Source organism: Vogesella perlucida, from assembly GCF_979366545.1.
Genome location: NZ_CEETRO010000001.1, coordinates 249,088 through 269,654, shown reverse-complemented (window position 1 = coordinate 269,654; position 20,567 = coordinate 249,088). Strand labels below are relative to the sequence as shown.

At 62.2% G+C, this 20,567-nt stretch carries 18 protein-coding genes; 10 read left to right on the top strand and 8 right to left on the bottom strand.

Features of this window, described 5'->3' with window-relative positions; all coding sequences use genetic code 11:
- Window positions 1-52 precede the first annotated feature (52 nt).
- Together ACZ9XP_RS01315 and ACZ9XP_RS01310 are read left to right on the top strand one after the other, a co-directional pair.
- Window positions 53-1,234, top strand: coding sequence for a DesA family fatty acid desaturase (locus ACZ9XP_RS01315; RefSeq protein ID WP_147683855.1), 1,182 nt, complete (start codon window positions 53-55; stop codon window positions 1,232-1,234).
- 111 nt (window positions 1,235-1,345) lie between these two features.
- Window positions 1,346-1,690 carry a RidA family protein gene (locus tag ACZ9XP_RS01310; protein WP_465187882.1) on the top strand — a complete coding sequence of 115 codons (345 nt, stop codon included), beginning with the start codon at window positions 1,346-1,348 and terminating at the stop codon, window positions 1,688-1,690.
- A gap of 88 nt (window positions 1,691-1,778) precedes the next feature.
- On the opposite strand, the gene ACZ9XP_RS01305 is transcribed toward ACZ9XP_RS01310, so the two are convergent.
- From ACZ9XP_RS01305 to sbcB, 7 genes are all read right to left on the bottom strand, one after another.
- Window positions 1,779-3,323: a DHA2 family efflux MFS transporter permease subunit gene (locus ACZ9XP_RS01305; protein WP_465187881.1), complete on the bottom strand. Its 1,545-nt coding sequence runs from the start codon at window positions 3,321-3,323 to the stop codon at window positions 1,779-1,781.
- A gap of 9 nt (window positions 3,324-3,332) precedes the next feature.
- Entirely contained in the window at window positions 3,333-4,529 is a 1,197-nt protein-coding gene (locus ACZ9XP_RS01300; protein WP_240803390.1) for an HlyD family secretion protein, read from the bottom strand.
- A gap of 25 nt (window positions 4,530-4,554) precedes the next feature.
- Window positions 4,555-5,958 carry an efflux transporter outer membrane subunit gene (locus ACZ9XP_RS01295; protein WP_465187880.1) on the bottom strand — a complete coding sequence of 468 codons (1,404 nt, stop codon included), beginning with the start codon at window positions 5,956-5,958 and terminating at the stop codon, window positions 4,555-4,557.
- Between the two features lie 121 nt (window positions 5,959-6,079).
- Complete coding sequence (locus tag ACZ9XP_RS01290) at window positions 6,080-6,592, bottom strand: MarR family transcriptional regulator (protein WP_147683929.1); 513 nt, start codon at window positions 6,590-6,592, stop codon at window positions 6,080-6,082.
- A gap of 22 nt (window positions 6,593-6,614) precedes the next feature.
- Window positions 6,615-7,565: a tRNA (adenosine(37)-N6)-dimethylallyltransferase MiaA gene (gene miaA, locus ACZ9XP_RS01285; protein WP_147683849.1), complete on the bottom strand. Its 951-nt coding sequence runs from the start codon at window positions 7,563-7,565 to the stop codon at window positions 6,615-6,617.
- A 95-nt stretch (window positions 7,566-7,660) separates the two neighbouring features.
- Complete coding sequence (locus ACZ9XP_RS01280; protein ID WP_147683847.1) at window positions 7,661-8,431, bottom strand: sulfite exporter TauE/SafE family protein; 771 nt, start codon at window positions 8,429-8,431, stop codon at window positions 7,661-7,663.
- 151 nt (window positions 8,432-8,582) lie between these two features.
- The gene (sbcB, locus tag ACZ9XP_RS01275; RefSeq protein ID WP_147683845.1) at window positions 8,583-10,007 is read right to left on the bottom strand and encodes an exodeoxyribonuclease I; all 1,425 of its coding nucleotides are present in this window, start codon (window positions 10,005-10,007) and stop codon (window positions 8,583-8,585) included.
- A 766-nt stretch (window positions 10,008-10,773) separates the two neighbouring features.
- Here sbcB and ACZ9XP_RS01270 point away from each other — a divergent pair.
- From ACZ9XP_RS01270 to zapE, 5 genes are all read left to right on the top strand, one after another.
- Window positions 10,774-11,880, top strand: coding sequence for a hypothetical protein (locus ACZ9XP_RS01270; protein WP_465187879.1), 1,107 nt, complete (start codon window positions 10,774-10,776; stop codon window positions 11,878-11,880).
- Between the two features lie 124 nt (window positions 11,881-12,004).
- Entirely contained in the window at window positions 12,005-13,249 is a 1,245-nt protein-coding gene (gene glyA, locus ACZ9XP_RS01265) for a serine hydroxymethyltransferase (RefSeq protein ID WP_017508488.1), read from the top strand.
- Window positions 13,250-13,400: 151 nt separating this feature from the next.
- Complete coding sequence (locus tag ACZ9XP_RS01260; RefSeq protein ID WP_465187878.1) at window positions 13,401-14,771, top strand: esterase-like activity of phytase family protein; 1,371 nt, start codon at window positions 13,401-13,403, stop codon at window positions 14,769-14,771.
- Window positions 14,772-14,988: 217 nt separating this feature from the next.
- On the top strand, window positions 14,989-15,885 hold the full coding sequence (gene cysM / locus ACZ9XP_RS01255) for a cysteine synthase CysM (protein ID WP_438698116.1): 897 nt from the start codon (window positions 14,989-14,991) through the stop codon (window positions 15,883-15,885).
- Window positions 15,886-15,967: 82 nt separating this feature from the next.
- Window positions 15,968-17,086, top strand: a complete 1,119-nt coding sequence (gene zapE, locus ACZ9XP_RS01250) for a cell division protein ZapE (protein WP_465187877.1) — start codon at window positions 15,968-15,970, stop codon at window positions 17,084-17,086.
- 89 nt (window positions 17,087-17,175) lie between these two features.
- Here the strand turns inward: zapE and ACZ9XP_RS01245 are convergent, their stop codons facing one another.
- On the bottom strand, window positions 17,176-18,036 hold the full coding sequence (locus ACZ9XP_RS01245; protein WP_465187876.1) for an SPOR domain-containing protein: 861 nt from the start codon (window positions 18,034-18,036) through the stop codon (window positions 17,176-17,178).
- Between the two features lie 185 nt (window positions 18,037-18,221).
- Between ACZ9XP_RS01245 and ndk the strand changes: the two genes are divergently transcribed.
- From ndk to pilW, 3 genes are all read left to right on the top strand, one after another.
- On the top strand, window positions 18,222-18,647 hold the full coding sequence (gene ndk, locus ACZ9XP_RS01240; RefSeq protein ID WP_147683833.1) for a nucleoside-diphosphate kinase: 426 nt from the start codon (window positions 18,222-18,224) through the stop codon (window positions 18,645-18,647).
- Window positions 18,648-18,734: 87 nt separating this feature from the next.
- Window positions 18,735-19,826, top strand: a complete 1,092-nt coding sequence (gene rlmN / locus ACZ9XP_RS01235; RefSeq protein ID WP_147683831.1) for a dual-specificity RNA methyltransferase RlmN — start codon at window positions 18,735-18,737, stop codon at window positions 19,824-19,826.
- Window positions 19,826-20,566: a type IV pilus biogenesis/stability protein PilW gene (gene pilW / locus ACZ9XP_RS01230; RefSeq protein ID WP_438698119.1), complete on the top strand. Its 741-nt coding sequence runs from the start codon at window positions 19,826-19,828 to the stop codon at window positions 20,564-20,566. Before rlmN ends, pilW begins: the two co-directional genes overlap by 1 nt.
- Window position 20,567 lies beyond the last annotated feature (1 nt).

The following is a 20,567-nucleotide window of genomic DNA, read 5'->3' as shown; positions in this document are numbered from 1 at the left end:
ATGGGTGTAAAATGAGGCATTGTTTCTACGTACCATGAGGTTTGACCCATAAATGGAATGGCTTAACGGTCTGATCGACCTGCCCTGGTGGGGCTATATCGTGGTGGCGCTGGTGCTCACCCATATCACCATTGCCTCTGTCACCATTTTCCTGCACCGCCATCAGGCGCACCGTGCGCTGGATCTGCACCCGATTCCTAGTCACTTCTTCCGTTTCTGGCTGTGGCTCACCACTGGCCAGGTTACCAAGGAGTGGGCGTCCATTCACCGCAAACACCATGCGCGTTGTGAAACTGCCGAAGACCCGCACAGCCCGCAAGTGCTGGGCATCAAAAAGGTCATGTGGGAAGGCGCCGAGTTGTACCGTGAGGCCTGCAAAGACCGCAGCATCATGGAAAAATTCGGCCACGGCACCCCGGATGACTGGCTGGAGCGCCACGTGTACACCGGTCAGACCGGCAAGGGTATCTTGCTGATGCTGGTCATCGACCTGGTGTTGTTCGGTGCTGCCGGCCTGGCGATCTGGGCCGTACAGATGGCGTGGATTCCGTTTTTTGCCGCTGGCGTGATCAACGGTATTGGCCACTACTGGGGTTACCGTAACTTCGAAAACGAAGACGCCTCTACCAATATCGTGCCGTGGGGCATCCTGATTGGTGGCGAAGAGCTGCACAACAACCATCACACTTTTGGTACCTCGGCCAAGCTGTCGTACAAGTGGTTCGAGTTTGATATTGGCTGGATGTATATCCGCATCCTGGAAATCCTGGGCCTGGCCAAAGTGCGCAAGGTGGCGCCGCGCCTGGTGCAGAATGCGGCCAACTCGCAGCTGGACCTGGACCATCTGCAAGCCATTATTGCTAACCGCTACGCCGTGGCTGCCCGCTATGCGCGCGAGCTGAAAGATGTTTACCGTGCCGAGGCTGCCAAGATCCAGCTGCCAGAGCTGGGTAATACCGACCTGGCGCGCAAGATGAAGGTGTGGCTGAAGCAGGATGCCAAAGACACGCCGATGGCCGAGCGTGCCCAGCTGGCCGCCGTACTGGCCAAGAGCCAGGTGCTGAACACCGTGTACAGCATGCGCCAGGAGCTGACCCGCCTGTGGGAGCGTTCTTCGCTGACCCGTGACGAGCTGCTGAAAGAGCTGCAGGACTGGTGCAACCGCGCCGAGGCCAGCGGTATCGAATCGCTGCAGCGCTTTGCGCAAAGCCTGCGTACTGCCGCGGTAGCCTAAGCCTGTTGCTCGCCAGAAAGCGCCGCTTGATGCGGCGCTTTTTTATTGCAGCCCGCCGGCACGGCTGCGCTACAATCCGCGCTTTCCCTTGTTATTGCTACAGGAGCTGCCATGAGCATCTATCGTCATCTGCCGGGTAAACGCATGTCCGAAGCCGTGGTGGTAAACGGCCTGATCTACACCGTACAGGTGCCGGAAAGCGGCCAGGGCAACGCCCGCGAGCAAACCGCCGAAACCCTGGCGCTGGTGGACAAAGTGCTGGCCGAGCTGGATAGCGACAAAGCCCGCATTATCGAAGCCACCATTTTCATGCCCGATCTGGCCGAATTCGACCAGATGAACGAAGCCTGGGACGCCTGGGTGGCCGAAGGCCACGCGCCGGTGCGCTGCACTGTAGGCGCCAAGCTGGCCCACCCGGACTGGAAGGTCGAGATCCGCATCGTGGCTGCGCGCTAGGTTTTTGCGGCAATAAAAAACAAGGGCAAGGTCGCCAGACCTTGCCCTTGCTGCGTGATGCGGCCAACGTTGGCCGCAGTGTTGCGCTTTAGTGTCCGGCGTCCACTACCGGTGCGGCACCGGGTGCCGCCTTGGGTGGGCGGGCCAGCCACACCAGGCCGGTTAGCAGCAAAAACAGCCCCGCCGCCAGCCAGAAGATTTCGTTGGCACCGATAAACAGCCCCTGGCGGCTGATGTCGCGCGTGATCAGCGCAGCGGCTTGTTCCTGGCTGAGCCCCAGCTGCTGCATGCCCGCCAGCGTCTGGCGCGTGCTTTCGTCGTACAGGCTGATGTGGTCGGTAAGCTGCACGTGGTGGATGGCTTCGCGGCGCTCCCACTGCCAGGTGGTGAGCGAGGCGCCCACCGAGCCGGCCAGCGTACGCATGAAGTTGGACAGGCTGGACGCACTAGCCAGCTGCTGCGGTTTCATATTGGACAGCGTGATGGTGGTCAGCGGCATGAAGAAACCCGCCAGCGCAATGCCCTGTACAAACTGTGGCCACACCACGTCGGCAAACGTCATGTCCGGGTTGAAGGTGACGGCACGCCACCAGAAGCACAGGGCAAATACCAGAAAGCTCACCGTCACTACCCAGCGCATATCCAGCCGCTGCGCGTTCTTGCCGATCACCGGCGACAGCAACACCGGCAGAATGCCCACCGGTGCGGTGGCCAGGCCGGCTTCGGTGGCGGTAAAGCCCATCTGCGTCTGCATCAGCAGCGGCATCAGCACGATGGCGCCGAAGTACAGCATGAAGCCCACGCTGACCGAGATCACCCCCACGGTAAAGTTGCGATCGCGGAACAGCGACAGGTCGATCACCGGGTGTTTGTCGGTGAGCTCCCACACCACCAGGTAAGACAGGCTCAGCAAGGCAATCACGGCGTAGAGCATGATCTCGGTGGAATGGAACCAGTCCAGCTCCTTGCCACGGTCCAGCATCATCTGCAGGCAGCCCACGCCCAGCACCAGCAGGGTGAGGCCAATCTTGTCGATAGGCAGCTGCAGGATGGTGGTTTCGCGGTGGCGCAGCTCGCGCCAGCTTAGCCAGGCGGCCAGCACCCCCACCGGCACGTTGATGAAGAAAATCCAGCTCCAGTGCCAGTTATCCGATAGCCAGCCGCCCAGAATGGGGCCGAAAATCGGCGCCACGATGATGGTCATGGTCCACAGCGCCATGGCGATGGCGCGTTTTTCCGGCGGGTAGCTCTGTAAAAGCAGGCTTTGTGACAGCGGGATCATCGGCCCGGCCAGCGCACCTTGCAGCACGCGGAACAGGATCAGCAGCTCCAGGCTGGGTGCCAGGCCGCACAGCAGCGACGACAGCACGAAACCGATGGTAGCGATCAGGAACAGCCGCACCTCGCCCAGTTTTTTGGCCAGCCAGCCGGTAATGGGTACCGCGATGGCGTTGGCTACGCCAAACGAGGTAATCACCCAGGTACCCTGACTGGTGGAGGCACCCAGGTCGCCGGCAATCGTGGGGATGGCCACGTTGGCGATGGTGGTGTCCAGCACCTGCATGAAGGTTGCCAGCGACAGCGCCAGGGTGACCAGCGTGCGCGAGCGGCCTTGTAGCGGGGGATGTGCCATACGGCCTCCTTATTTGCCGATGTTGGCCGCAACAATCTGCGCCACGCGGCGGTCTGCCTCGGCCAGCTTGCCGTCAAACACGCTGGTGGCCAGTACCGGTGCGGCTTTGGGGGCGGCGCTCAGCAGCGGGCCATCCTGCTGGCTGGTGTCCACGCTGACGTGCATGGACAGGCCCAGGCGCAGGGGGTGGGCTTTCAGCTCGGCCGGGTCCAGCGTGATGCGCACCGGTACGCGCTGTACCACCTTGATCCAGTTACCGGTGGCGTTTTGTGCCGGCAGCAGCGAAAACACGCTGCCGGTGCCGGCAGCCAGGCCGGCTACCTTACCGTGGTAGGTCACATCGTCACCGTACTGGTCGGCGTGTACTTCCACCGGCTGGCCGATACGCAGGTCTTGCAGCTGGCCTTCTTTGAAGTTGGCATCCACCCAGGCGTTGTCCAGCGCGGCCACGGCCATCAGCGGAGTGCCGGGGGCAATGCGGGCGCCCGGTTGGGCGCTGCGGCGGGCGATTTGCCCGGCTACCGGGGCGCGGATGTCGGTGCGCGACAGTGCCAGCCAGGCTTCACGTACCGCCGTGGCGGCACGGGCGACGGCGGGCTGCTTTTCGGCGCTATCGGCCAGCACCAGGGCGCGGCTGGCTTGCTGGTCTTCGCGTGCTGCGTTCAGCGCGGCACTGGCCGCGGCCAGCTGGGCGCGGGCGGTGTTGGCCGCATCGCGGGCGTGCTGGACTTCTTCTTGCGAAATGGCCTGCTCTTTGGCGGCGGCTTCGCGGCGGGCCAGGTCACCCGCGCTGCGGGCGGCATCGGCCTGGGCGCGCGCCAGGTCGGCTTCGCGCTGGGTTACCACGGCGTCGGCCTTGCCGCTGACCGAAATCAGCTGGCGTGTCTGGCGCACTGCCTGCGCCAGGTCGGCTTCGGCACGGGCTAGCGCCAGCGTGGCATCGCTTTTGTCCAGGCTGACCAGCACATCACCGGCCTGGACGGTTTGCGTGTCGTCGGCATGAATGGCGCGGATGCTGCCAGCTACCTGGGCCGAAATAGGGATCAGGTTGCCGGCGGCGTAGGCGTCGTCGGTGCTTTGGTGGTGGCGCAGCGCAACAAACCAGTAGGCGCCGCCGGCCAGGCCTGCCAGCGCCAAGGCCAGGGTCAAGCGGGTGAGGGCGGTACGGCGGGCGTTGGGCTGCTGGGGTTCCATCGTGTTTTCCATGTTTTATCCTTTTATCGCGCAGTGCCTAGCTGGCGGTACGCTGGCTACCCAGCGCACGCAACAGTGCGGCCTGCGCTTGCAGGCGTTGGGCACGGGTTTCGAGTGTGGTGAGGCGGGCCTGGGTGTAGCGGCGGTTTTCTGCCAGCCACTGGCTGCGCGATGCCAGGCCGCTGGTTACGCGGGCTTGCAGTACGCGGGCGGCCTCCTGGCGTGCCGCCTGGGCGGCCTGTACCTGGGTTTCGGCTTGCTGCAGGCTGTGCAGCTGGCTGCTGCGGTCGGCGGTTTCCTGCACAGCGGCCAGCAGGGTCTGGTTGTACTGCGCCACGGCTTGCTCGTAGTCGGCGGTGCGCCCGGACAGGCGGGCGTTCAGCTCGCCATTACTGAAGATGGGCAGCGTCAGCGCCGGGGCAAAACGCAGCAGGCGGGCGCCGGGGTCTAGCAGATTGGACAGCTCGGATGACGACAGCGCGGCCAGGCTGCCAATGCGCAGGTCGGGGTAAAAGTCGGCCCGCGCTGCGCGGACTGTGGCGCTGGCGGCCTCTACCCGCTCGCGCGCTGCCTGAATGTCGGCGCGTTGGCCCAGCATGCTGGTGCTGTAGGTGCTGGTATCCAGCTGCCATTGTGGCAACGCGGCATCCGGCAGCTGGGCCAGGCTGGCTTGTGGCTGCGCACTGAGCGCGGCCAGCGCGTGGCTGGCCTGCGCTTCGCGCTGGCTGGCGCGTGCCAGGCGCTCGCGGCTTTCTGCCTGCTGGGCTTGTAGCTGCGCCAGCTCTTCGGGCGCGGCCAGGCCGTGTTTGCTACGGGTTTGGCCGCTTTGCAGCAAGGCTTCGGCCTGGGACAGGTCTTCGCGTAGCAGCTGCAGGGCGTGCTGGGCGGTGCGCCATTCCAGATACTGGCTGCTGACTGCCCAAGCCAGCCATTGGCGCGCATCGTTGGCTTCCAGCTCGGCAGCGCGGGCCTGGCCGCGTGCGGCAGCCAGCTGGGCGCGGGTTTTTCCCCAGAAATCAAAACGGTAGCTGGCGTCCAGACCCACGGTTTCCAGGTTGGTATAGATGCCGCGGTAGGCGGGCGGGTTGTTGCCGTATTCGGAACTGCGTTCGCGGGTAAAGCTGGCGCTGCCGTTGACGCGCAGGCCGTCACTGCTGGCAACGCTATCGCTGCTGGCGCGGGCGGTGCGTAGCCGGGCGTCGGCCATGGTCAGGCGCGGGCTGCGTGCCAGGGCCAGTGATACCAGCTTGTCCAGTACCGGGTCGTTCATCGCAGACCACCAGTTGGCCGCAGGCAGCTGGCTGGCAGGCTCAATGGCCAGGCTTTCCTGGCTGAGCAGGCTGGCTGTGGGTGGGGCCACATCCGGGGTGGCACAGCTGGCCAGCAGCAGGCTTAACGGCAGTATGGCAATGGCGGGCATGCGGGTATTTATATTACGCATGTAATTATCACCTGCGTTACTAGTTGGGCGTCAAAAAACCGGCTGTGTCACACAAGCCGGCTCTATCATCATCAAGCCAATACTATTGCACGGGCTTGTAGTCTGTATGAAACAGATTGTATCAGCCGCCTACCTTGCGCAGGAGCTTGCGCAGCATGCCATCCAGCAGGACGCGCTCTTCGGTGCTGAAGTCCTGCCATAGCTCGCGCATGCGCTGGCGCTGTTCCGGCATGACCATGGCAATAAAAGCCAGGCCTTTTTCGGTGAGGATAAGCTCGGTTTTGCGGCGGTCTTCTTGTGACGGCAGGCGCTGCATCATGTCGCGCTGGCACAGGTCGTCCACCACGCGGGTGGCGTTGGTGCGCGAGAAGGCCAGCGCGTCCGATAGCTCGGACGGGCTGATGCGCTGCTCTGGCCGCGAGTACAGCACCATCAGTGCCATCCACGTGGTTTCGTTCATATCGTGGCATTTCAACGTGTCGTTGAAGTAGCCGGTAAGGTAGGGCTGGATATGAAACAGCAGCCGGGTGAGCAGTACTTCTTCGCGCGGGGCACCGGGCATTTTGCGCGAAATGCTTTCCACGGCTTGTTCGCACGGGATGAAGCTATTGCAGCAGGTAGGGTATTCGGACATGGCAATATGGTAACGTGCGTTACTATTTTTCACAAGCAGCCAGCCAGGCTTCTACCTGCTGCGCCACCGGGGTGAGCAAATCGGCAGACTGGCAGTCTAGCGGCGTATTCTGCGGCATGCTGCGCAGCCAGGTGAGCTGGCGTTTGGCCAGCTGGCGGGTAGCGGCAATGCCACGGTAGCGCAGCTCGGCCATATCATATAGCCCGTCCTGGTATTCCCAAGCCTGGCGGTAGCCTACGCAGCGCATGGATGGCAGGTCCAGCGACAGCCCGGCGTAACGCTGGCGCAGCTGCGTGACCTCGTCCAGAAAGCCTTGTGCCAGCATTTGCTCAAAGCGCAGCGCGATGCGCTCGTGCAGCCAGGCGCGGTCGGCAGGCTGCAGCGCCAGGCGCAGGGTGGCAAAGCTGGCGGCGTCGTCGCGCCCCTGGCGGATGAGCTGCGACATGGTCTGGCCGCTGAGCAGGTAGACCTCCAGCGCGCGCTGTATACGCTGTGCGTCATTGGGTGCCAGCCGTGCAGCGGTTTCCGGGTCCACTGCGGCCAACCTTTGGTGCATGGCAGGCCAGCCCAGGCGGGCGGCGTCTTCTTCCAGCTGGGCGCGGGTGGCGGCGTCGGCCTGCGGCAGGTCGGACAGGCCTTCCAGCAGCGCCTTGAAATACAGCATGGTGCCCCCCACCAGCAGCGGGATGCGGCCACGGCGGCAAATGTCGGCAATCAGGCGGTTGGCATCGGCGTGAAACTGTGCCGCCGAGTACGACACCGTCGGGTCGATGATGTCGATCAGGTGGTGCGGGCAGCTGGCCATTTCCTGGGCGGTGGGCTTGGCGGTGCCAATGTCCATGTCGCGGTAAACCAGCGCGGAATCCACACTGATGATCTCTACCGGAAAACGCTGCGCCAGCGCCAGCGCCAGGCCGGTTTTGCCGGAGGCGGTGGGGCCCATCAGCAGGATGGCGCGGTGGGGAAAAGTCATCGGGTAGCCAGGTGCAAAATAAAGGCCGCTATTGTCGCACAAGGTGCCAAAAGAAAAAGCCGCACCAGGCGGCTTTTTGCAGTGTGTTTCTGGCGCTACATCACCAGTTTGGCACCGATCAATACCATCATGATGGCCAGGGCGGGGCGCAGCCATTGCTCGGCCACGCGGCGCGTCATATGGCTACCCAGCCAGATACCCGGCAGCGAGCCCACCAGCAGCTGGCCCAGCAAGCCGTAGTCCATATTGCCCATGCTGGCGTGGCCCAGGCCAGCCACCAGGGTAAGCGGTACCGCGTGCGCGATTTCGGTACCCACCAGCCGTGCGGTCGGCAGTAGTGGATAAAGTGCAAAAATGGCCAGCGTGCCCAGGGCACCGGCGCCAATCGAGCTCAGCGTCACGATCACACCCAGTACCACGCCGGTGGCGATGGTGGCTTTTACCGGTACATAGCCCTCTGGGCGCGGCGGGCTGATGCGCGCCAGCTGTTTCAGAATGAATGGTTTGAACAGGATGGCCACAGCCGTCAGAATCAGCGCAAAACCCAGCGTGACCTTGATAACCTTGTTGATATGGGCGGTTTCCAGCTGTAAGAAGTGCAGCACGGCAACCGTTAGCAGCGCAGCAGGCACGCTGCCCAGCGCCAGCAGGCGGGTAATGTGCCAGTCGATGTGCTTTTGCTTGTGGTGTACCCACACGCCGCCCATCTTGGTGATACAGGCATACAGCAAGTCTGTACCGACGGCGGTGGCAGGGTTGATGCCGAACCACAGCAGGATAGGCGTCATCAGCGAGCCACCGCCCACGCCGGTCAGGCCCACGATAAAGCCCACTGCCAAACCTGCAATCACATAGCCCAAGTCCATGGGGCACCCTTCGGTATTGTCTGACGAGGGGCCATGCTAACCGAAGGGTTTATTCGTCTTTAGACGAATTTCATGGTTAGTTATTCAAAAAGTGAATAAAGAGAACGCCAGCCAGCCGGTTTGTTTCTTGCCCGGCTGGCTGGCGGAGGGGCTACTGCGGCAGCTGGTTCGCCCAGTCTTGCAAAGCTTGCAGGATGGTGTGCTGCTCAGGTGTCGCGTTGGCGGCCAGGGTGGCCAGCTCTTGCTGGAAACTGGCATGGCTGCGCCCGCCAGGTTGGCCGCTGTGCAGCTTTTGCTGGCACCACAGGCGCCAATGCTGGGCTTCTTCCGCGCTCAGGCTGTGCGGAAAGTTACGCGCGCGGTAGCGCCACAGCAGGCGTGTGAGCTGGCTGTCTTCAAACGCCGGCCGCTCGGCTGCCAGCTCCGCAGCGGATAGCTGTTGCAGCCGGTTCAGGATGCGGCGGTCGTTATAGCTGACAAAGCCGCCATACAGGTTTTCATCGACGTCGGGTGTCTCGCCCGTCTCGCGGCGGAACACGGCTTTCCATACCGGCGTCAGGTCGGGCAGGGCGGCGGCGTAGGTGGCGTGTTGCAGTGCCAGCGCCTTGTCGATGCCCAGCTCGGCGGCACGTGCGTCGCTCAGTACCGCCAGCTTGTTGCACACAAAGGGCGATTTATTGACGTGGATACTCTTGAGCGGCAGGCGGCTGACGCCTTCCGGCAAGTCGGCACTGCGGGTAAACAGGCGCAGGCGGATGTCTTCTGGCGAGAGCCCTGCCAGCTGGCGCGGGTCGTGCGCCAGGTCCCAGACCAGTACTTCGTTCTTGTTGCTTGGGTGGTCGGCAATCGGCCACACAATGGCCACATTGCCGCGCTCGCTGCCAAACATGCCGGACACGTGTACCAGCGGCTGCGGTGCGTGCTGGCTGAGCTGGTGGCGCACCGCGTCTTTCTTGCGCAGGTCCAGGCAAAAGTCGAACAGTTTGGGCTGGCGCTGGCGGATCAGCCGCGCCAGGGCAATGGTGGCGCGCACGTCGGACAGCGCGTCGTGCGCGGCCTCGTGCGCCAGACCGTTGGCCGCCGTGAGGTGCTCCAGCTTGAAGCTCGGCAGGCCGTTGTCGTGGCGCGGCCACTGTATGCCTTCCGGGCGCAGCGCGTAGGTGGTGCGTACCACGTCCAGCATGTCCCAGCGGCTGCAGCCGTGTTGCCACTCGCGCGCATACGGGTCTTTCAGGTTGCGCCACAGCAGGTAGCGCGTGACTTCGTCGTCAAAGCGGATGGAGTTGTAGCCCACGCCGATGGTGCCCGGCTGCCCCAGCTCGCGCTCGATGGCGGCGGCAAACTGGTGCTCCGGCACGCCCAGCTCGGCGCAGCGTTGCGGCGTAATGCCGGTAATCAGGCAGGCTTCGGGCGAGGGCAGGAAGTCTGGCGTGGGCTGGCAATACAGCATCACCGGCTCGCCGATTTCGTTGAGCTCGCTATCGGTGCGAATGCCGGCAAACTGCGCCGGGCGGTCGCTGCGTGGCACGGCGCCGAAGGTTTCGTAGTCGTGCCAGAAAAAAGTGGTCTGAGTCATGGCGGGGCGGGCGGGCGTAAAAGGCGATTGTCCCACCGTGGCCGCTGGCGGCCAAGCTGGCGTCGTGCCGCACGGGTGGGGTGCCGCAACGGGCGAGCTTGGCTGGCGCGATGCCTGCTGCCTGGTGGCTGTGTTTGTACAGAATGCGGCTGCGTTGCCGGGTTTTGCATTTTCGTTTTGCAACATATCCGAACGCCGTGACGTGTTCATGTGAACATCCATTGCAAGCTGGCAGGCTATGCGCCTTGCGGGCGGTATAGGGATATTTCGTGCTGGATAATGCGGGTCAGCTGGCAGAATGCCGAGTATATCGGGTGTGGGGTGTAAAGCGCAGCGTGGGGGTGGTGGGTGCTAAGTGGCTGATTTTTCAGTGCCAGGACGGCAGGCAAAAAAAATGCGCGGGGTTTGATGCCCGCGCCAAGTCTACAAAGGAGAAATAGAGGAGAAACTATCAAGAAGCAATTGCTGCATCTCAACGAGGACGGATTATCCAGACCTCGCTGGGCAGTGTCAATGTATACAATTTACAAAAGCGCAAAAAATATAACATTTGGTCGCGCATTAGATACATTGAATGTTCGAAGGTGAAAATCGAGCGCTTGCTTGTTGTTGTCATGTGGCACAGCTTATGGCGTACGGGCCTGCTTTGGCGGCGTTTGCCTGCCATGCCCCTGCGCTAATCTGCATTTTGCACCGGTTACGGGCTCGCCCTTGCTGCCCGCCTGTGCGAAAATACCGTCTTTGCCCATCCCACCGGTTGTCAGCAATGAGCGATATCAGCCCTGTTTTGCCCGATCCGCGTCAGTACCCCGAATCTTCCCCTTCTAATATGTTGATCCACTACGCGCAGTCCATTGCGAATGCACGTACCGAAGACGACCGCGCCATGTGGCAGGACTCTCTGCGTGCCGCGCTGCTGGAGATGCTGGAGCGTGAAGAGCTGCTGTCGCTGTCGGTAGCGCTGGCGATGGTGACCTCGCAGCAAACCTACCAGATCCTGTGGGATGCCCTGCGCGATGCCGCCGAGCGCCCGGATGGTGGCCGCCACGCCGTGGTCTTTGCCGTGCCGGTGGTGCTGGTAGTGGGTAGCAAGAACAAGGTCACGCTGCCGGAGCGCATTGCCGATGTGGACGGCCTGAATGGTCTGTTCCGCCAGCATGGCCTGTTTGCGCCAGGGGCCGAGGTGTTCCTGTCTGGCAAGCTGCTGCACCCGGATGCCATTGTCGACATTTCGTCGGCACAGATTTACCGCTATACCCGCCAGCTGGCCGATGCGGCCCGTGGCCTGCCGCTGGACCTGCCGGCCGCGGCCATTACTGCCAAGGACGAAGGCGTGTTCCTGCGCTACCTGCTGGGCGTGGCCATCCAGGAAGACGGCGCAGCTGCCCCCGTGAAGCTGGGTGGCAGCGTGGGCGCCTGGGGCGTGCCGCTGATGAAGTTCCTGGGCGACCAGCTCAAGACCGACGGCGTGACGCTGTTCCCGATTCCGCGTCCGCCCATGCCGCTGATGCAAGCCATTGCTGCGGCCAACCATGCCCGGCTGGAGGTGGCGCTGCAGGTGTTTGCCAGCAGCCAGATCCGCCTGTTGCGTGATCAGGGGCAGGAGCCGGTAGCAGTGGTGTCCGCCCACGAAAACGGCGAGCTGCACTTTACCGTGTCGGCTGCCGGTAACGAAAAAGACTGGGGTGGCTTTGTGTGGCCACTGGCCGCGCAGGATGTGGTAGCCCAGATCGAAACCAGTTTCCGCCTGCTGATGGCCGAGTGCCAGGTAAGCGATGTGCGGCTGGTGCCGGATGTGCAGCCGGAAAGCCGCGACGGCATCCCGCTGTTTTTCACCGCAGACGACTGGCCGCAGCGCCAGACCCTGCAGTAAGACAACAGAATGGCGAAGGAACATGAATCTAATTCATTGTTTCTTCGCCATTTGTTCATTTCGGCCGGTGGCCGTAATGCGCTAGAATTTTTTCATCCATAACCCTTTGATGGAATTGTCGACGATGTTTGCAGATATCAAGATTGCCCAGTACGACCCGGAACTTGCCGCCGCCATGAGCGAAGAAGTTGTCCGCCAGGAAGATCACATCGAGCTGATCGCCTCGGAAAACTACACTAGCCCGGCCGTCATGGAAGCCCAGGGTTCCCAGCTGACCAACAAGTACGCCGAAGGCTACCCGGGCAAGCGCTTCTACGGCGGTTGCGAGCACGTTGACGTGGTAGAGCAGCTGGCCATCGACCGCGTGAAGCAGCTGTTTGGCGCCGAGTACGCCAACGTACAGCCGCACTCCGGTTCGCAAGCCAACCAGGCGGTGTACTTCTCCATCCTGAAGCCGGGCGACACCATCATGGGCATGAACCTGGGCCACGGTGGTCACCTGACCCACGGTTCCCCGGCCAACCTGTCCGGCAAAATGTTCAACATCGTGGCCTACGGTCTGAACGAAAACGAAGAGATCGACTACGACGACATGGAGCGCGTAGCGCTGGAAACCAAGCCGAAGCTGATCATCGGTGGTGCTTCCGCTTACGCCCTGCGCTTTGACTGGGCCCGCATGCGCGAAATCGCTGACAAGGTAGGCGCCTACTTCATGGTAGACATGGCCCACTACGCTGGCCTGGTGGCTGCTGGTGTGTACCCGAACCCGGTACCGCACGCCCACTTCGTGACCTCCACCACTCACAAGACCCTGCGTGGCCCGCGTGGCGGCATCATTCTGGCCAAAGCCGAGTTCGAGAAGTCGCTGAACAGCAACGTGTTCCCGACCCTGCAGGGCGGCCCGCTGATGCACGTTATCGCCGGTAAAGCCGTGGCCTTCAAAGAGGCGCTGCAGCCGGAATTCAAGACCTACCAGGAGCAGGTTCTGAAAAACGCTGCCGCCATGGCAGAAACCCTGGCCGCCCGCGGCGTGCGCATCATCTCCGGCCGTACCGAGAGCCACGTGTTCCTGGTAGACCTGCGCCCGAAAGGCCTGACCGGCAAGGCTGCCGATGCTGCCCTGAGCAAGGCGCACATCACCGTGAACAAAAACGCCATCCCGAACGACCCGGAAAGCCCGTTTGTGACCTCCGGTATCCGTATCGGCTCCCCGGCCATCACCACCCGCGGCTTCAAGGAAGAAGAAGCCCGCATCGTGGCCAACCTGGTAGCCGACGTACTGGACAACCCGAACGACGACGCCGTACTGGCCCGCGTAGCCGAGCAGGCTACCGCGCTGGCTCGCCGCTTCCCGGTATACGCCAAGTAATCACCCCGGCCGCCTGAGGGTGGCTGTTGCGTGCCAAGCACCGCGCCTTCGTCAGAAGCGCGGTGTTTTTTTGTGCTGTCGTTATGTCACGGTTTTGTCACCTGCTTGTTATAAGTTGGCCGCATCACTCTCACGCCTGATGGAATGCACCATGAAACGTTTGCTTCTGCCCCTGTTGCTGTCTGCGGCGCTGCCTGCGCTGGCCGAGCCATTTACCCTGCTGGAAACCCGCGAGCCGAACATTGCGGCGCTAGAGCGCTACGACGTGCAGGCCCCGGCTGTGGCCTACGCCGGCCTGGCCAAGTCGGTCTTCCCGCAAGGCTTGCCACTGGCGGTGGGGTCTGGCCTGCGCTTCAAGGGCTATGAAAAAGCCACCTCGGCGCTGGAGTTCTGGTCGCTGACCGACCGTGGCCCCAATGTGGACTCGCCAGACGTGGCCGAGGCCGGTGGCAAGCGTCCCAGCAAGGTATTTGCTGCACCCGACTACACCCCCACCATCACCCAGCTGCGTGTGTCGCTGGCCGACAAAGCCGAGGTCATCAAGAGCCTGCCGCTGAAGCAGAACGGCCAGCCCATCAGCGGCCGCCCGCTCGCACCGGGGCAGGTCGGTGCCAGCGGTGAGCTGGGCCTGAGCGAACAGTTGGCCGCCTTGCCCTACGACGCCAACGGCCTGGACCCGGAAGGCATCGACGTCGATGCTGCCGGTAACCTGTGGATCGTGGACGAATACGGTCCTTTTATCGCCAAGGTAGACGGCAAGAGTGGCGAGATCCTGCAGCGCTACGCGCCGGGCCAGGGCCTGCCGGCCGAGCTGGCCGCACGCCAGCCCAACCGTGGCTTTGAAGGGGTGGCGGTGACGCCTGCCGGCAAAGTGGTAGCCATCGTGCAGAGCACGCTGGACGTAGACGGCAAGACACGCCACGACGCGCTGTTTACCCGTGTTGTCGAGCTGGACCCGAAAACCGGCGCCGTGCGCCAGTTTGCCTACCCAGTGTCGGCGCACTTCAAGAAAACCGGCGACATGAAGCTGGGTGACATCGTGGCGCTGTCCGATACGCTGTTTGCCGTGATCGAGCAAGGCAAAGATAAAGACAAACGCATGCATAACGACATCGTGCTGCTGGACCTGGCGGCTGCCAGCGACATCAGCGGCAAGCAGCTGGCCGATGGCCGTGCGCTGGAGTATGGCGACAGCGCCGCGTTGGCCGCTGCGGGCGTGCAGCTGGCGCGCAAGAAAACCGTGATCGACCTGCGCGCGCTGGGCTGGACGGCAGAAAAGAGCGAAGGCCTGGCGCTGGTGGACGGCAGCACGCTGGCGGTAATCAACGATAACGACTTTGGCGTGGCCAGCGAGCTGCGCGGCAGCAGCATGAAGCTGGACGAGCTGCGTGTGGCAGGCGGCAAGCTGGTAGACAAGCAGGGCCAGCCGCAAGCGGGGGCCAGCCTGGGTGTGGCTGCCAATGGCGAAGCCACCCAGCTGTGGCTCATTACCCTGCAGAAGCCTTTGAAAGAGCTGATGTAATCAGGTCTTTGTCAGCAAAAAGCCCGCCCCGTAGACCGGGGCGGGCTTTTTTATGGTGGTGTGTGGTTATATGAACAGAGCTTAATATTACAAAGCCGAAATTTTTGTAAGACACTGAAAATAAACAAATTATTATTGTTGTTGTGCGCTGCGGCTGGCCGGGTATGCCAAATCCGGCCCATCCTACCTTTATAATGCGGCCAACGAGGAGAGTGTGATGACCCAGCCTGAATTCAAATATCTGGAAGACTTTGTCGGTAACACCCCGCTGGTGCGCCTGAAGCACATGCCTGGCAATAGCAGCAATGTGGTGCTGGTCAAGCTGGAGGGGAACAACCCGGCCGGTTCGGTAAAAGACCGCCCGGCGCTATCCATGATTCGCCACGCCGAAGCGCGCGGCGATATCCGCCCCGGCGACACGCTGATCGAGCCCACCAGTGGCAACACCGGCATTGCGCTGGCCATGGCCGCCACCATGATGGGCTACAAGATGATGCTGGTGATGCCGGAAAACTCCAGCCAGGAGCGCGTGGATACCATGCGTGCCTACGGCGCCGAGGTGGTGCTCACGCCCAAAGAGGCCTCCATGCCGGGCGCTATCGACGAGGCGCGCCGCCTGCAGGCAGCAGGAGTTGGCCGCATTCTGGACCAGTTTGGCAACCCGGATAACCCGCTGGCGCACATCGAAGGCACTGGGCCGGAAATCTGGCGCGATACCGCCGGCACCGTGACGCACTTTGTGTCCAGCATGGGCACTACCGGCACGGTCATGGGTACCGCTACCTACTTGAAGCAGCAAAACCCGGCTATCCAGATTATCGGCGTGCAGCCGCAGCCGGGCAGCCAGATTCCCGGCATCCGCAAGTGGGAAGAAGAATACCTGCCCAAGATTTGCGATTTTTCGCGCATAGACGAGCTGCTGCTGGTGGACCAGCAAACCGCCGAAGATACGGCGCGCCGCCTGGCGCGCGAAGAAGGCATTCTGGCCGGGCCGTCGTCCGGTGGTGCCTTGGCCGTAGCCTTGCGACTTAACGAGCAATTACAGAATGCCGTGATTGTTTCTATTGTCTGCGACCGCGGCGACCGTTATCTTTCCACCGGTCTATTTTCCTGAGCGCAAGGTTGGCCGCATGCGGCCAACCTTCACCCATACCACTATGTCCCAACACGTGTTTTCGCCACCAAGCGATGGCTCCATGAGCCCGAAAGCCTGGTACCAGGCAGCCAGTCAGCAAGAAGGCTTTATCCATGATGCGGCCCAGGCCGCCGCTATCGAGCGGCTGGATGCCTTGTGGCAGGCACTGGTGGATTTCAAGGGTAAGCGCAACCGCTTTCTGGGGCGCAGCCTGCGCAAACCAGACGTGCCTCGTGGCCTGTATTTCTGGGGCGGGGTAGGGCGGGGCAAGAGCTTCCTGATGGATGCCTTCTTTAGCTGCGTACCGTACCAGCGCAAGCGCCGCGTGCATTTCCACCACTTCATGGCCGAAATCCACAAGCAGCTGCGCACGGTATCCAACGAAGCCGACCCGCTGAAAACCGTGGCGGCACGTATTGCCAAGGATGTGCGCCTGCTGTGTTTTGACGAGTTTCATGTCAGCGATATTGCCGACGCCATGATTCTGGGGCGGCTGTTTAGCGAGCTGTTTGCGCATGGCATCATCTGCGTAATGACCTCGAACTACCCGCCGGACAACCTGTACCCCAACGGCCTGATGCGCAGCAATTTCCTGCCCACCATCGCGCTGCTCAAAGCCAATCTGGATGTGCTGAACGTGGATGGCGGCAACGACTACCGCCTGCGCGAGCTCACGCGCGAGCCCTTGTTCCATGTGCCGGCCGGTGCAGAGGCCGAGCAGAAGATGCAGGCCATGTTTGAGCGCCTGGCGGGGGCAACGCCTGAAGAAAGCCATGTGCTGAACGTGCTGGGGCGGGAGATTGCGCTCAAGCGCCACGTGCCGGGTGTGATCTGGTTCGACTTTCTGGCCATTTGCGATGGTCCGCGTGCGCAGACAGATTATCTGGAAATCGCCAGCGAATACCATACGGTGTTTGTATCGGATATCCCGAAGCTGGCCGCGCGCGACGCTGCCATGGCGCGGCGCTTTACCTGGCTGATCGACGTGTTTTATGACCATCGCGTCAAGCTGGTGGCATCGTGTGCCGTGGAGCCGGAGCAGATTTATACCGAAGGTACCCAGTCCAGCGAGTTTTTCCGCACGGCTAGCCGCCTGACTGAAATGCAGTCGCGCACCTATCTGGAGCTACCGCATCTGGTGGATAACTTCAAGATAGGCGACGGGGTGAGCGAGACCTGATGCCTGGGTGTGGCCCGCAAAAAAGCCGCAGCGTGTGCTGCGGCTTTTTTTACGAGCCCGGTGGCTTGGCTGGTGGCGGTAGCGGGCGGCTAGTGTGCGCCTGCGGGCACTAGCAGTGGCTGGTAGCCCAATGCTTTGAGCTTGGCCATGGCTTCTTCGGCTTCGGCGCGGGTGTTGAACGGCCCTAGTTGCACACGGGTTTCGGTGCGGGCGCTGATGCCGCGTTTTTTCAGGTCGTCCAGCAGTTTTTCTGCGTTGCCCGGGCTGGCAAACAAGCCCAGCTGCACCTGGTAGCCCAGCGAGGCGCCGCCAGGGGCGGCTTTCACGGCGGGCAGTGTCGGCATGGTGGCCTTGCTGGCCGGTTGTGGCGTAGCTGGGGCCGCGGCCGGCGGCAGCTCAATCTCGCTTACCGGGCTGGTCTTGCCGCTGCTGCGCGCTACGGCCGGTGCGGGTGGCGTGGTGGCTGCTTTGGCAGCGGGGGGGGCTACTGGCGCTGTGGCTGGCTTGGCGGCTGCTGCGGGTGTGGCGACCGGAGCGGCCGGGCCGGTGGCTTTGTTGCTGGCCGGTGCGGGGGCCGGGCTACTGGCTTTGCCGGCCGGCGTGGCGGTGGCCATGGCTGGGGTGGCAGGGGCGGCTGTAGCGGGTAGCGGGCTGGTCTGGCCCAGGTTGGCCGCAGGTGTCTTGCCAAGGTCGGGCGTGGCGGGTGAGGGCGTGGCAATCGCCGGTGTGCTGGCGGCGGCCGGGGCGCTGCTTTCCGGTAGCTGTGCGATGACCAGGGTGGGTTCGGAGGCGGCTTCTTTATTGATGATACGGCCGGAGCTGACCGGTACGCTGGCAGGGGTGGTGTCCGGTTTCTTGCCGGATAGGCTGTCCAGTACCGGGATGGCCGCCAGGGCGATGGCCACCAGGCCTGCGGCCATGGCCAGGCGTTTTTTCAGCTCGGGGGTCATGGCTGTTGCGGAATCAGAAGTGGTGCGCGGATCGGAGGAGGGTGGATTCATCGCTGATTAAATTCTGTGCAGCAAACGCTGGTGAACACTGGTAAAATGCCGGGTTCCTCAAAATTGGGTCACTGGCAAGCCTGAAATGCGCATGCCAAGTGTAACCATTTCACTTGCAAACTGGGAGAATTTGTATGGCTATCGAACGCACTCTGTCCATCATCAAGCCGGACGCCGTTGCCAAGAACGTAATCGGTAAAATCTACGACCGTTTCGAAACCGCCGGTCTGAAGATCGTTGCCGCCAAGCTGAAACAGCTGTCCCGCGCCGAAGCCGAAGGCTTCTACGCTGTGCACAAAGAGCGTCCTTTCTTCAACGATCTGGTGTCCTTCATGATCTCCGGCCCGGTAATGATCCAGGTGCTGGAAGGCGAAAACGCCATGCTGAAAAACCGCGAACTGATGGGCGCTACCGACCCGAAGAAAGCTGACGCCGGCACCATTCGCGCCGACTTCGCTGACTCCATCGATGCCAACGCCGTTCACGGTTCCGACAGCCTGGAAAACGCAGCGATCGAAATCGCTTACTTCTTTGCTGCTACCGAAGTAACCGCACGCTAATCGCCGTTTGCGGCCAACCCTGGCCGCATGCGGAACCAGTTGTACCCGGCGGCTGCCCAAGGGTGGCCGCCTTTATCCGAGATACACATGAAGACCAACCTGCTCGACTTCAACCTGAACCAGCTGACTGAACACTTTGCCGCAATGGGCGAAAAGCCTTTTCGTGCCAAGCAGATCATGCGCTGGATGCACCAGATGGGTGAGGCCGATTTTGACGCCATGACCGATATCGCCAAAAGCCTGCGTGCCAAGCTGCACGACACGGCGCTGGTAGGCATCCCGGACTTGATGGTGTCGCAGGAATCCGAAGATGGTACCCGCAAGTGGCTGCTGGACGTTGGCACCGGCAATGGTGTGGAAACCGTATTCATCCCCGAGGATGACCGCGGCACCTTGTGCATATCATCTCAGGTAGGCTGTGCGCTGGAATGCACGTTCTGCTCTACCGGCCGTCAGGGCTTCAACCGCAACCTCAGCACCGCCGAAATCATCGGCCAGCTGTGGTGGGCCAACAAGGCCATGGGCGTGACGCCGCGTAACGAACGCGTGATTTCCAACGTGGTGATGATGGGCATGGGCGAACCGCTGGCCAACTTTGACAACGTGGTCTCCGCCCTGCAAATCATGCTGGACGATCACGCCTACGGTTTGAGCCGCCGCCGCGTGACCGTGTCCACCTCGGGCATGGTGCCGCAGATGGACCGCCTGAAAGAGGCCTGTCCGGTAGCACTGGCTGTATCGCTGCATGCCTCGAATGACCGCATCCGCGATGAAATCGTGCCGCTGAACAAAAAATACCCGCTGAAAGAGCTGATGGCAGCCTGTCAGCGCTACCTGGTCAAGGCACCGCGCGATTTCATTACCTTTGAATACGTGATGCTTGACGGGGTGAACGACAGGCCGGAACATGCTCGCGAGCTGATCGCCCTGGTGCGCGATGTGCCGTGCAAGTTCAACCTGATCCCGTTCAACCCGTTCCCGAATTCCGGTTACGATCGTTCCAGCAATAACGCCATCCGCGCGTTCCGCGAAATCCTGCAGGAAGCCGGCTTTATCGTGACCGTGCGTAAAACCCGTGGCGATGATATCGATGCTGCCTGCGGCCAGCTGGCCGGGCAGGTGCAGGACAAGACGCGGCGCCAGGAAAAGTGGATCCGCATTGCAGAGGATAAAGGCTGATGAATAAGACACGTATCCTGGCTGGTTTGCTGGCGGCGCTGTGCGCTGCCCAGATGGCGTTGGCTGCAGCCCCGCCGCGCGAACTGGCCGAGATGCGTGCCCAGCTGGCTATCGAGTACATGCGCTACGGCAATATGCGTGTGGCGCTGGAAAACGCCGATCAGGCCATTGCCCTAGATCCCGGCTTTCAGGCCGGCTATCTGGCCCGTGCGCTGATCTACATGCAGCTCAGGGTGGATGGCGAGGCCGAGGCGTCGTTTCGCAAAGCGTTATCCATTCAAGCCAGCAACCCCGAAGTGAATAATAACTACGGCTTGTTCCTGTGCAACCGCCGCCGCTTTGACGAAGCTTTGGCGCGGTTTGATCAGGCTTTGGCCGACCCGTTTTTCTCTGCCCCTCACACTGCGCTGATCAACAAGGCTATCTGTCTGGGACAAATGAACCGTAACGACGAGGCTAACCAGCTGTTGCTGGAGGCGCTGCGCCGCGCTCCGAACGATGCCTCGGCGCTGCGCGAGCTGACGCGCCTGGCGCTGCAAGGCGGTAATGCGCAACTGGCGCAATTTTATTTTGAGCGGTTGGGTAAGGACGAAAAGCGTTTTGGCCCGGCCGAATTGCTGCTGGGTGTCAAGCTGGCGCGGCTCAAGAAAGACGCTGCTACCGAACAGCGCCTGGCCGGCATGCTGAAAAGCCGTCACCCGGATAGCCTAGAAACCCAACAGCTCTTGAGCGGGACCTGAT

Coding starts and splice junctions, on each gene's coding strand:
- ACZ9XP_RS01245 (WP_465187876.1), bottom strand. CDS start 18,036: ATGACCCCCGAGCTGAAAAAACGCCTGGCCATGGCCGCAGGCCTGGTG.
- ACZ9XP_RS01270 (WP_465187879.1), top strand. CDS start 10,774: ATGAGCGATATCAGCCCTGTTTTGCCCGATCCGCGTCAGTACCCCGAA.
- sbcB (WP_147683845.1), bottom strand. CDS start 10,007: ATGACTCAGACCACTTTTTTCTGGCACGACTACGAAACCTTCGGCGCC.
- ACZ9XP_RS01305 (WP_465187881.1), bottom strand. CDS start 3,323: ATGGCACATCCCCCGCTACAAGGCCGCTCGCGCACGCTGGTCACCCTG.
- ACZ9XP_RS01310 (WP_465187882.1), top strand. CDS start 1,346: ATGAGCATCTATCGTCATCTGCCGGGTAAACGCATGTCCGAAGCCGTG.
- zapE (WP_465187877.1), top strand. CDS start 15,968: ATGAGCCCGAAAGCCTGGTACCAGGCAGCCAGTCAGCAAGAAGGCTTT.
- cysM (WP_438698116.1), top strand. CDS start 14,989: ATGACCCAGCCTGAATTCAAATATCTGGAAGACTTTGTCGGTAACACC.
- ndk (WP_147683833.1), top strand. CDS start 18,222: ATGGCTATCGAACGCACTCTGTCCATCATCAAGCCGGACGCCGTTGCC.
- ACZ9XP_RS01315 (WP_147683855.1), top strand. CDS start 53: ATGGAATGGCTTAACGGTCTGATCGACCTGCCCTGGTGGGGCTATATC.
- ACZ9XP_RS01300 (WP_240803390.1), bottom strand. CDS start 4,529: ATGGAAAACACGATGGAACCCCAGCAGCCCAACGCCCGCCGTACCGCC.
- ACZ9XP_RS01290 (WP_147683929.1), bottom strand. CDS start 6,592: ATGTCCGAATACCCTACCTGCTGCAATAGCTTCATCCCGTGCGAACAA.
- ACZ9XP_RS01295 (WP_465187880.1), bottom strand. CDS start 5,958: ATGCGTAATATAAATACCCGCATGCCCGCCATTGCCATACTGCCGTTA.
- ACZ9XP_RS01280 (WP_147683847.1), bottom strand. CDS start 8,431: ATGGACTTGGGCTATGTGATTGCAGGTTTGGCAGTGGGCTTTATCGTG.
- ACZ9XP_RS01260 (WP_465187878.1), top strand. CDS start 13,401: ATGAAACGTTTGCTTCTGCCCCTGTTGCTGTCTGCGGCGCTGCCTGCG.
- miaA (WP_147683849.1), bottom strand. CDS start 7,565: ATGACTTTTCCCCACCGCGCCATCCTGCTGATGGGCCCCACCGCCTCC.
- glyA (WP_017508488.1), top strand. CDS start 12,005: ATGTTTGCAGATATCAAGATTGCCCAGTACGACCCGGAACTTGCCGCC.
- pilW (WP_438698119.1), top strand. CDS start 19,826: ATGAATAAGACACGTATCCTGGCTGGTTTGCTGGCGGCGCTGTGCGCT.
- rlmN (WP_147683831.1), top strand. CDS start 18,735: ATGAAGACCAACCTGCTCGACTTCAACCTGAACCAGCTGACTGAACAC.